General features: G+C 60.1%; 7 protein-coding genes. 4 read left to right on the plus strand and 3 right to left on the minus strand.

Features of this window, described 5'->3' with window-relative positions:
• Window positions 1-253: 253 nt before the first annotated feature.
• Together dacB and VM94_RS08745 are read right to left on the minus strand one after the other, a co-directional pair.
• A complete protein-coding gene (gene dacB, locus VM94_RS08740) occupies window positions 254-1,756 on the minus strand; it encodes a D-alanyl-D-alanine carboxypeptidase/D-alanyl-D-alanine endopeptidase (protein ID WP_046683162.1) in 1,503 nt (500 codons plus the stop codon).
• An 8-nt stretch (window positions 1,757-1,764) separates the two neighbouring features.
• Window positions 1,765-3,003 carry a nucleoside recognition domain-containing protein gene (locus tag VM94_RS08745; protein ID WP_046683163.1) on the minus strand — a complete coding sequence of 413 codons (1,239 nt, stop codon included), beginning with the start codon at window positions 3,001-3,003 and terminating at the stop codon, window positions 1,765-1,767.
• A 213-nt stretch (window positions 3,004-3,216) separates the two neighbouring features.
• On the opposite strand from VM94_RS08745, the gene VM94_RS08750 reads away from it, so the two are divergent.
• The 4 genes from VM94_RS08750 (at window position 3,217) to VM94_RS08765 (ending at window position 10,138) form a co-directional block, all read left to right on the plus strand.
• Complete coding sequence (locus VM94_RS08750) at window positions 3,217-5,019, plus strand: ABC transporter substrate-binding protein (protein WP_046683164.1); 1,803 nt, start codon at window positions 3,217-3,219, stop codon at window positions 5,017-5,019.
• A gap of 216 nt (window positions 5,020-5,235) precedes the next feature.
• Entirely contained in the window at window positions 5,236-7,989 is a 2,754-nt protein-coding gene (locus VM94_RS08755) for a TonB-dependent receptor (protein ID WP_235432882.1), read from the plus strand.
• An 88-nt stretch (window positions 7,990-8,077) separates the two neighbouring features.
• Window positions 8,078-9,157, plus strand: coding sequence for a S66 peptidase family protein (locus VM94_RS08760; protein WP_046683165.1), 1,080 nt, complete (start codon window positions 8,078-8,080; stop codon window positions 9,155-9,157).
• Window positions 9,158-9,244: 87 nt separating this feature from the next.
• Window positions 9,245-10,138, plus strand: a complete 894-nt coding sequence (locus tag VM94_RS08765) for a YihY/virulence factor BrkB family protein (protein ID WP_046683166.1) — start codon at window positions 9,245-9,247, stop codon at window positions 10,136-10,138.
• A gap of 409 nt (window positions 10,139-10,547) precedes the next feature.
• On the opposite strand, the gene VM94_RS28930 is transcribed toward VM94_RS08765, so the two are convergent.
• The coding region (locus tag VM94_RS28930) for an acyl-CoA dehydrogenase family protein (protein ID WP_046683313.1) at window positions 10,548-10,936 on the minus strand (389 nt) is incomplete at its 5' end.

Consider the following 10,936-nt stretch of genomic DNA (forward strand, 5'->3'; position numbering starts at 1 on the left):
GAAAGTAGGTTATCGTCAGGCTTGTTATTCGCAGTAGAGAAAAACCCCGCCAGCAATGGTGGGGTTTTTTTTCGTCTGGTGCTTTTGTCTGGCGCCGGTGCTGGTGTCGGCTTACGCGCGCAGCGCTAAGCCGACCTACGTTTATTGGATGGCGGTAGGTCGGATTAGCGTAGCGTAATCCGACAAGTTGGCAGCCAAGTGACAAACGAAAAAAAAGCAGCGCGCAGCGCTGCCTTTCTATTCTGATTTTCCTTTATTGGCCGGTTACTACCGGCGTGGCGCCGCTTCTGGCGACCCATTCAATCAGCGCATCGACAGCCGCGCGGCCGTTGCCGTTACCGACCAGGTCGCTATTGATCATGGCGACCACCACGCACAGCTGGTTGTTGGCGTCGGGGACATAACCGGCGATAGCCACCACATTCTTCAACGTTCCCGTCTTGATGCGGGCTCGTGCGGCAGCCGGGCTGTTTAACAGGCGCTTGCGCATGGTGCCGTCCAGCGCGACGATGGGCAGGCTGGACTGGAACTCAGGCGCCCACGGACTTTGCTGCATGGCTTGCAGGACGCCGGCCATTTGCGCCGGTGCAATGCGTCCCGTGCGCGACAGGCCTGAACCGTTGTCGACCAACATGCCCTGAGTATTAATATTGTGCCGCTGGAACCATTCCTGGATCACTTGCCGCGCACGCGTGGCCGTGTCTTCCGGCACCGCCATGGCGACGGGGCGGCTGCCCAGCCAGCCATCACTTTGCAAGCTGCCCAGACTCAGGAACAGGGTACGGGCCAGGGTGTTGTCGGACGTTTTGTTGATATCGCGTAACACTTCCGGCAAGGCGCGTGCCACGTGGTCGGCCAGCATGCGCGTGCCGACTGGTTCGGCTGTCGGCGGCAGTCCTGTAAACGGCGCTTCGCGCACCGTGCCCGTGATCGTGCCACCCAGGCGTTTCCAGGTCGCACGGAACAAGCGGTCCGCATAATCGTTGCGGTCGAGCACATTGATGCTGGTGGCTTTGCTGCAATTTTGCGGGAAAGTACCGTGCAGTATCACTTGCAGCTTGCCGCTCGCATCACGCCGGTATTCGGGCGGGCGCCAGCCGTCTTCCCATCTGGCGCAACTGCCCTTGATGAGTTTCATGTCGCTCGTGATGCTGACGTTCTCGAGCGCCGGCTGCATCAGGATACTCAATTGCCGTTCCGTCGAGTTCATATTGATATCGAGCAGATTGGTGTTCAGCAGCAAGGCATCGGGGATGACGTTGTAACGGAATTCGGCCGACTCATCGAACGGTGGCGCACCGATGTCGGGCCGGGCCGGCTGGAACAGCTGGCGGTCAAGGATCAGGTCGCCCTTGATTTTGACGATGCCTTGCGTGCGCAGGGTTTGCAGCATGTGCTCCAGCACGTTCGCATTGAAATCCGTATCGGCGCCGCCGCGCAGGATCAAGTCGCCCTTCAGCACGCCATTGATGACGTCGGCGCTGGTGCGCAACTCCGTGCGGCCGCGGAAGATGGGGCCCAGCTGCTCCAGGCCCACGGCCGTCGTTACGAGCTTCATGGTGGAGGCCGGTTGCATGCTGCGTTCGGCCCCATGCGACAGCACGGTGGTGTTGCCGCGCAAGACGATCGCGCCCATGGCGTCTTCGGGGATATTCGCGCTGCGCAGCAGCAGGCTGACGGATTCGGGCAATTGCGCGTGCGCAGTCGACAGGCCAAGACCCGCCAACAGTGCAGCCATCAGGACAGGACGTAACATGGTGCTCCTTAATGGAAAAAGACGTAGGCAACGAAGACGGCGGTGATCACGCCAGCCAGATCCGCGATCAGGCCGGCCGTGATGGCATAGCGCGTCTTGCGGATGCCCACCGAGCCGAAGTACAGGGCCACGATATAGAAGGTGGTGTCGGCCGAGCCCTGGAAGACGCAGGCCAGGCGGCCGACGAAGGAATCGACGCCGTAGGTATTCATGGCGTCGATCATCATGGCTTTCGAACCGGAGCCGCTGAGCGGCTTCATCATGGCCGTCGGCAGCGCGGGCACGAAGTCCGTATTGATGCCCAAGTTGGCGAAGAACCAGTTCATGCCGCTCATCAGGAAATTGAACACGCCCGCGTTGCGGATGACGCTGATGGCCACCAGCATGCCGACCAGGTAGGGAATCACGGTAATCGATGTCTGGATGCCGCCTTTTGCTCCCTCGATGAAGGCGTCATACACGTTCACCTTCTTGCGCAGGGCGCCGATGATGAAGATGGCGATGACGCTGATGAGCACCAGATTGCTGACCACTTTGGAGACCAGTTCGATCTCCTGCTTCGTCAGGTATTGCGTGAAGTACCAGATCATGGTGACGATGGCGGTGGTCATGCCGCCCATCCAGCCCAGCACGACCCGGTTGAGCAAGTTGATGCGCTGCTTGATGGACACCGTGATGATGCCGACCATGGTGGCCACATAGGTGGCGATCATGCAGGGGATAAAGATGTCGGACGGGTCGGCCGCGCCGAGGATGGAGCGCTGCGCCATGATGGCCAGCGGAATCAGGGTCAGGCCCGAGGTATGCAGCACCAGAAACATGATTTGCGCATTCGTCGCCTCTTCCTTGTTCGGGTTCAAGGTTTGCAGGCTTTCCATGGCCTTCAAGCCGAACGGCGTGGCCGCATTGTCCAGGCCCAGCAGGTTGGCCGAGAAATTCATCACCATGTGGCCCGTGGCCGGATGGTCCTTGGGAATTTCCGGGAAGATGCGCGAAAAGAACGGCGCGATCACTTTCGCCAGCCAGCCGACGATGCCCGCCTTTTCGCCGATGTTCATGATGCCGAGCCACAAGGTCATCACGCCGGCCAGCGGCAGGGCGATATCCATCACGCCCATGCGCGCCGTCTCGAACGTGCCGTCGATGATGCGCTTGAAGATATCGGTATCGCCGAGAAACAGCCACTGCAGCACTGCGGCCAGGAAGCCAACGAGGAAAAAGCCGGACCAGATGTAATTAAGTGCCATATGCGATCAGTTCTGTGTGTCGGGAGTGAAAAGTGTCTGCAAACAAAGTATAGGGGCAGCCCGATACGAGTTGATGAAAGAATGCAGCAATCGCATGCCAAAAAGTTATAAGCTGGCAGCCTGTTTTCATTGGCGCCCCGCAGCGTGCCCGCGTAGTGTGGGGGATGCCTGCCGCTTATTGCTGTTCCTTACCTTGTCTGCACTGGATTACTGATGACGTTTTTACGCAAAACCGCCTGCGCCGCCGGCCTGGCCCTGTTGACGCTTTTTACCGTGCCCGCGCATGCCGCCGATGCCCGCGCGAACAAGACCCTGCACTTGTTTTTGAGCACGAGCGAGACGGGCCTGGATCCGGCCGTGGCATCCGACCTTGCCAGCCTGAACTTGATGGAAAACATTTTCGATCCGCTCTTGCGCTATGACTACCTGGCGCGCCCGGTGCAGCTGCAGGGTAATACGGCGCGCGGCTTGCCGAGCGTGGAAGATGGCGGACGCACGTATATCTTTCACTTACAGCCCGGTATTTTCTTTACGCCCGATCCCGCTTTCAAAGGCAAGCCGCGCGAAGTGACGGCGCAGGATTATGTCTACAGCCTGACGCGGCTGTATGACCCCAGCCTGAAGTCGCCATGGCTGTTCTTGCTGGAAGACAAGCTGGTGGGCGACGCTGCCCTGAAAACAAAATTCAGCTACGACACGCCGATCGCAGGCCTGCAGGCGCTGGACAAATACACCCTGCGCATCCGCCTCAATGGCGTCGATCCGAATTTCCTGTTTTACCTGGCCATGCCGGCGACCGCCGTGGTGGCGCGCGAAGTGGCCGAAGCGTACCCGGCGGCAGGGCAGATCGGTAATCACCCCGTGGGCACGGGGCCGTTCCTGGTGAAGGAATGGAAGCGCAGCGACAAGATCGTGCTGCAGGCCAATCCGACTTTCCGTGCCACCGTGTTCCATACGCAAGCCAAGGCGCTGGCCGCCTTGCCACCGGATGCGCGCGCCATCGCCACGGCGCTGGAAGGCAAGCAATTACCGTTGGTCGAGCGCATCGAAGTGCGCATCGTCGAGGAATATCAATCGCGCATGCTGGGTTTCCTGAAAGGCGAATTCGATTATCTGGAGCAAGTGCCCGAATCGATGACGGACATGGTGCTGGAAAACGGCGCCTTGAAACCTGCATTGGCCGCCAAGGGCATGCAGCTGACGCGCTTTCCCGTGCTGCAAACGTATTACATGTGGATGAACATGGACGACCCCGTCCTGGGCGGCACGAGCAAGGACAAGCTTGCCCTGCGCCGCGCCATCGCCCTCAGCTACAACAGCCGCGAAGATATCGCGCTGCTGAAAAAAGGCCTGGCCTTGCCGGCCCAGTCGCCGCTGCCACCCAACGTGCTCGGCTATGACAAGGATTACCGCAGCCCCGTCGGCTACGATCCGGCCCTGGCGCGGGCCTTGCTGGACCGCTTCGGCTACAAGGTGGGTCCAGATGGTTTCCGCACGCAGCCGGACGGCACGCCCTTGCTGCTCACCATGCATACGGAGCCGAGCACGGTGGGGCGCTTGCGCGACGAGTTGTGGCGCCGCAACCTGAACGCCATCGGCGTGCGCGTGGAGTTTAAAAGCGACAAGAAGACGGAAATCATCAAGGCCTCGCGCCTGGGCAAGGTGCAGATGTTCGAGACCAACTGGATCGCCGACTTCCCCGATGGCGATAACTTTATGCAATTGTTGTACGGTCCCAACAGTGGCCGCGCCAACTATGCCCGCTTCAACTTGCCGGATTACAATAAACGCTATGAGGAGGCGCGCCTGCTATCCGATACGCCGCGCCGACGCAGTCTGTACTTCGACCTGTTTCAGCTGATCCACGCCTACACGCCGTGGGTGTTGCTGACGCATCCCATCTCTGCCGACCTGCAACAACCGTGGCTAAAAAACTACAGGCGCCACCCCGTGGAATTCACGTCCTGGCGCTATCTGGATGTGGATAAAGCCAAGGGTAGCCCCGCAGGCAAGTGACCATGTCGCTGAAAAGGGCATTCATTCCAAAAAGTTATGGTTAGGAAAGCATTTTTCATTGGCTGGCCGCGGATGCATCGCGCTACTCTGAAAATGAAAACAAATAAAGTCATGCGCAATTGTCATAAAAAAATGTACTGCGAGACAGACGTTGCGACATATCTAACAGCCTGACTTGATGACTCAAGTTTCGATTGCCCAACAAGGAGAAGACCTGTGAAATTGAAAAAGCTAGCGCAGTTGGTGGCATTGATGGGGGTGGTGGGGCCGGTAATGGCACAGGAAGCGGCCGCGCCAGCGCTGCAACGGGTCGAAGTGACGGGCAGCAGCATCAAGCGCGTGGCCAAGGAAGGCGCGCTGCCGGTGCAAGTCATCACCTTTGACCAGATCGAAAAACAGGGCATCACGACGACCGAGCAACTGGTGCGCACCCTGTCGGCGAATGGCACGGGCGCCGATAACATGACTTCGGGCAATAACGTGTTTGGCGCCGATGCCGACAGGGTCAGCGGTGGCGCCTCGTTCGCCTCGCTGCGCGGCCTGGGACCGTCGAGCACCCTGGTGCTGTTGAATGGCCGCCGCATCGCCACGCACGGCGCCAGCGGCAAGTCGGTCGACCTGAACTCGATCCCGCTGGGTGCGATTTCGCGCGTGGAAATTCTCAAGGATGGCGCCTCGGCCATCTACGGCACGGACGCCATCGGCGGCGTGATCAATTTCATTCTGAAAACCAATTACAGCGGCGTGGAAGCATCCGTCTCTACCAACGACACGCAGGCCGGTGGTGGCGCCACCCGGCGCGCCTCGCTCCTGGCCGGTACGGGGTCGCTCGAAAGCGACCGCTACAACATCATGGCCAGCCTGACCGTCGACAAGGCCGAGCGCCTCAACGGCAGCGACCGCTCCTTCGTCAATGGTTTCCAGCCGGGCCGCGGCTTGTCGCCCGATACGACGGGCACGCCGTTTGCCAACCAGATGGCGGGTGCCGGAACGGCGCTGGGCGCTTCGTTCCAGCTGCCAGGCGATGCGAATAAATACCTGCAAGCCAATCCCTTGAGTTTCCAGGGCAAGTGCGACAGCATCGCCGGCATGTCGCAGTACCAGACGGCACTGTGGAAAGACGTGACCTCGCCGCTGCGCACCACGTATTCCTGCGCCTACGACTATGGCGCCGACTATGTGCTGCAATTCCCCGTCGAACGGGCCAATCTGCTGTCGCGCGGCACCTTCCAGCTGGCGCCCGACCACCGCATGTTTGTCGAAGTGCTCGGTTCGCGCACCAAGGCCACGGCCATTTTGACGCCGATGCAAGTGCAGGCGACCGTTGCCAACAAGAATTTGTATCCGGTCGGCGGCGCGTACTATCAGGATTTGTCGGCCTACATCCCTTCTTTCGACAGGACCAAGCCGATTTCCTACAAATGGCGCGCCAATGACGTGGGCAACCGCACGCAGGAAAACACGACGGACAATGCCCGCGTGCTGGTGGGCTTTGAAGGCAACTTTGGCAAGTGGGATTACAAGGCCGGCATTTCGCGCGCGGAAAGCAGCACCAAGACCAAGCTGACGGACGGCTACTCCTACACGGACAAGTTGTACGCGGCATTGGCCAGCGGCATCATCAATCCGTGGGTGGGCGCTGGCCAGAGCCAGACGGAAGCGGCCAAGCAATTGATCGAATCGACCAAGTTCCGTGGCGACTTCCAGCATGGCAAGACGACCCTGACGCAGATCGACGGTTCCGTTTCGGGCGAGCTGTTCCAGTTGCCGGCCGGCGCGCTGGCCATGGCGGCCGGTTTTGACTTGCGCCGCGAAGGTTACAGCTTCGGTCAAGACGTCGACGCCATCCAGATCCTGTTGGCGCCAGGCAATGCCGCATTGAAAGATGCCAGCCGTACCGTCAAGGCCGTCTATGCCGAGTTGCTGGTGCCGGTCACGAAGGATCTGGAAATGCAGCTGGCCATCCGCCGCGACGATTACAGCCTGGTGGGCGCGACGACGAATCCGAAAGTGGCTTTCCGCTACCAGCCGACCGACTTCCTGCTGTTCCGTGGTTCGGCCAGCAAGGGTTTCCTTGCGCCAAGCTTCCAGCAGCTGTATTCCGGTTCGCTGAGCCAGGAATTGCCGAACGGCGTGATCGATCAGGAAGGTTGCGCCAAGCATCCGGGCGTGCCCGAGTACTGCGCCATTGATCGCCTCGACTACAGGACGGGCGGCAACACGAACCTGAAGCCGGAAACGTCGAAGCAGGGCAGCGTCGGTTTTGTCATCGAGCCATTCAAGGGCTATTCGGCCTCGTTCGACTACTGGGCCATCAATACCAAGGACCGCATCCTGAACCGCACGCCGCAAATCGTGCTGGCCAACTACCAGGCGCTGAACCAGTACATCCACCGCAATCCGGACGGCACCATCGAGTACGTGCAGGCGGGCTGGATCAATGCGGCAGGCAGCCGCGTGCGCGGCCTCGACGTGGGCTTGCGCGGCGAAGGCAAGATCCAGGACGCGAAATGGACGGCGACCCTGGACGGCACGTATATGGACAGCTTCAAGTTTGCGGAATATCAAGGCCAGGAATACCAGGAACTGGTCGGCAAGTTTTATACGCGCGATCTGTACCTGCGCTGGAAACACAACGCCAGCTTCGGCGTGGCGCGCGGCGACTGGAGCGGCTTGCTGATCCAGAGTTTTTCGTCGGGCTACAAGGATCAGGTGCCGAATGGCGGCAAGGGCACGCCGCCACCGGGCTTCAAGCCGGACGTGTCCAGCTACACCACGTATAACTTGTCGGGCACGTACACGGGCTTCAAAAATACGACGATTACCGTGGGCATCCAGAACTTGTTCGACCGCGATCCGCCGTTCACCGCGCACAACGTGGATGAAGTGGTGGGCGCCGGCTGGGACCCGCGCGTGGCCGATCCACGCGGCCGTTCGCTGTCGTTCCAGCTGAAGTACAAGTTCATGTAAGGCAACCATGCCGGCGGCGATCCCGCTGGCGTGCTAACCTCGTGCGGCGGCGCCTGGCGTCGCCGTTTTTATTCCAGGAAAGGGCCGCATGTCCAGTCAGACCAATCTCAGCCGGCGCCGCTTCGGCGGCTTGCTGGCCGCCACTCTTGGGGCGGCAGGCACACCGGCGTGGGCGGCGGCCGCGCAAGGGAAGGGCAAACGCATGCAACAGCAACACGCATTGATCAAACCGGCGCGCCTGCGCGAAGGCGACCTGGTCGCCATCATCGCACCGGGCGGTTTTACGGATGAAGACGCCATCGCCAAGGCCGTGCGCAATATCGAATCGCTGGGTTTGCGCGCCAGCCTGGGCGCCAATATCCGCGCCGTGCACGGCAATTATGCGGGTACGGTGCAGCAGCGCCTGGACGACTTGCACGCCGCGTTTCGCGACCCGGAGGTCAAGGCCGTGTGGGCGATACGCGGCGGCTCCGGCTGCATTTCACTGCTGGCGCTGCTCGACTATGTCTTGATCCGCGCCAACCCGAAAGTGCTGATCGGCTATTCCGACATCACGGCCCTGCACCTGGCCATACTCCGCCAGACGGGCCTGGTGACGTTTCACGGCCCCGTGGCCTCGTCCACGTTTTCCGACTACACGGTGACGCAGTTGCAAAACGTGCTGATGACGCCGCAAGAGCAGTACACGATCCCAATGGCGCTGGACAATCACCGCCGCGCGCAGACGCAGCCAAACTTCGCCATCCGCACCGTGCACGGCGGCCAGGCGACGGGACGCTTGACGGGCGGTAATCTGTGCATGGTCAGCGCGCTGGCCGGCACGCCGTATGCGGCCGATTTCCGCGAGCATATTTTGTTTCTCGAAGAAATCAATGAAGTACCGTACCGCATCGACAGGATGTTGTGCCAGCTCGACCTGTCCGTGGGGTTCAACAAGGCTGCGGCCTTGATGCTGGGCATCTTCGAGCATTGCGAGGCGGCCGAGGGCGACACTGCGCTGACCTTGAACGACACTCTGGACCAGCATTTGCAGCCTTTACGGGTGCCGGCCGTCAGCGGCTACTCGTTTGGCCACATCCGCCACCAGTTCACGATACCGATGGGCATATTGGCCACCCTGGATGCGGACCGGCAAACCTTGACCTTATTGGAGCCGGCCGTCTGTTAGCGTACGGTGCAGCGGGGCGATTGTCAGTATGCTAGTGTGATTGCAGGCGTGGCACGAGGCCGCGCCGCCTTCTTCACCGCATCCGACATGATCAACCGCCACGCCAGTACCTACATCCTCAGCCACCCGCTGGCCTTCGCGCTGCAGGTGCTGAAGGGTTTCCGCGCCAATCAGGGCTTGCTGCTGGCGGGCGCCGTCGCGTATTACTCGCTGCTGTCCATCGTGCCCTTGCTGATGCTGGTGGTGGTGGCCCTGTCGCACGTGATCGCGCAGGATGAATTGCTGCAAACCATAGGTCATTACCTGGAATGGCTGGTGCCGGGGCAATCGAAGGCCATCGTGGCCGAGGTCGCGCATTTCCTCAACAACCGCGGCGTAATCGGCTGGCTCTTGCTGCTGACCATGCTGTTTTTCAGCTCGCTGGCGTTTACCGTGCTGGAAAACGCCATGAGCGTGATCTTCATCCACCGCGTGGCCATCCGCCGCCGTCATTTCCTCATTTCCGCCGTGCTGCCGTATTGCTACATCCTGTGCCTGGGTATCGGTATTTTGCTCATCACCCTGGTGGCGGGCAGCCTGCAAGTGATGGGGGAGGAAAGCGTGCGTTTCTTGCGTCATGACTGGGGCCTGGAGGGCGTGTCCGGCGTGCTGTTGTATTTGCTGGGGCTGGCGGGCGAAATCCTCGTGCTCAGCTCGATCTACCTGGTCATGCCGGTGGGGCGATTATCGATCACGCATGCGCTGATCGGCGGCGTAACGGCGGCCCTGCTGTGGGAAATCGCGCGACACGTGCTGGTCTGGTATTTTTCCACCTTGTCGCAGGTGAACATCGTGTATGGCTCGATGACGACGGCCATCGTCGTCATGTTCAGCCTGGAAATCGGCGCCACCTTGCTGCTGCTGGGCGCGCAAGTGATTTCCGAATACGAGAGAGTGGCCCGAGGCGGGGAAGAGGACAAGCCGCTGGCGCTAACGACTTGATTTAAAAAGATTATTGCACCGCACAAAAAGCTGTGCTATACTTCGTTCAGTGATTGAGATTTGGCAGCAAATTATCTCACCATCCAGTTTCAGCGCGGCGACCGACAGGTGTAATGTCGATGGCGTGACAGTGCGAAGAAATGGATTTTGTAATTCCGGATACGATGGTCGATTTACACTTGGAGTCACCATGCAGATAGCATGGGAGTCCGAAAATCAGGAGGCACTTTGCAGATAGCACTGGCGTCCATGACACGATTAAAGCATTGGTAATACATTGGAACAAGCCCGCGTTTTAGCGGGCTTTTTTTCGTCCATAGTTGGCGTATGGGGTCAGACCCACAACACCGCTAATGCAAAGCTCCGCGCCAACACATGTGGGGGTCTGACCCCAGCCTTTGCCTGGGGTTTATAACGCCCGCGCAATCAAGATTTTCTGAATATCGCTGGTCCCCTCATAAATCTGGCACACGCGCACGTCGCGGTAGATGCGCTCGACGGGGAAGTCGGACACATAACCATAGCCGCCGTGCACCTGAATGGCGTCCGAGCACACTTTTTCCGCCATTTCCGACGCAAACAGCTTGGCCATGGCCGCTTCTTTCAAACAAGGCAAGCCCGCATCCTTCATGGCTGCCGCGTGGCGGATCAGCTGGCGCGCCGCTTCGATCTGCGTGGCCATGTCGGCCAGGCGGAATTGCACGGCTTGGTGTTCATAGATGGGTTTGCCGAAACTTTCGCGCTCGCGCGCATAGCTCAGCGCCGCTTCATACGCGGCGCGCGCCATGCCCACGGCTT

The sequence above is a fragment of the Janthinobacterium sp. KBS0711 genome (genome assembly GCF_000988085.1).
GTDB lineage: Bacteria > Pseudomonadota > Gammaproteobacteria > Burkholderiales > Burkholderiaceae_D > Janthinobacterium > Janthinobacterium lividum_E.

Excerpts from the sequence above, each read along its gene's own strand:
- dacB (WP_046683162.1), bottom strand. The coding sequence starts at position 1,756 with ATGTTACGTCCTGTCCTGATGGCTGCACTGTTGGCGGGTCTTGGCCTG.
- VM94_RS08745 (WP_046683163.1), bottom strand. The coding sequence starts at position 3,003 with ATGGCACTTAATTACATCTGGTCCGGCTTTTTCCTCGTTGGCTTCCTG.
- VM94_RS08765 (WP_046683166.1), top strand. The coding sequence starts at position 9,245 with ATGATCAACCGCCACGCCAGTACCTACATCCTCAGCCACCCGCTGGCC.
- VM94_RS08750 (WP_046683164.1), top strand. The coding sequence starts at position 3,217 with ATGACGTTTTTACGCAAAACCGCCTGCGCCGCCGGCCTGGCCCTGTTG.
- VM94_RS08760 (WP_046683165.1), top strand. The coding sequence starts at position 8,078 with ATGTCCAGTCAGACCAATCTCAGCCGGCGCCGCTTCGGCGGCTTGCTG.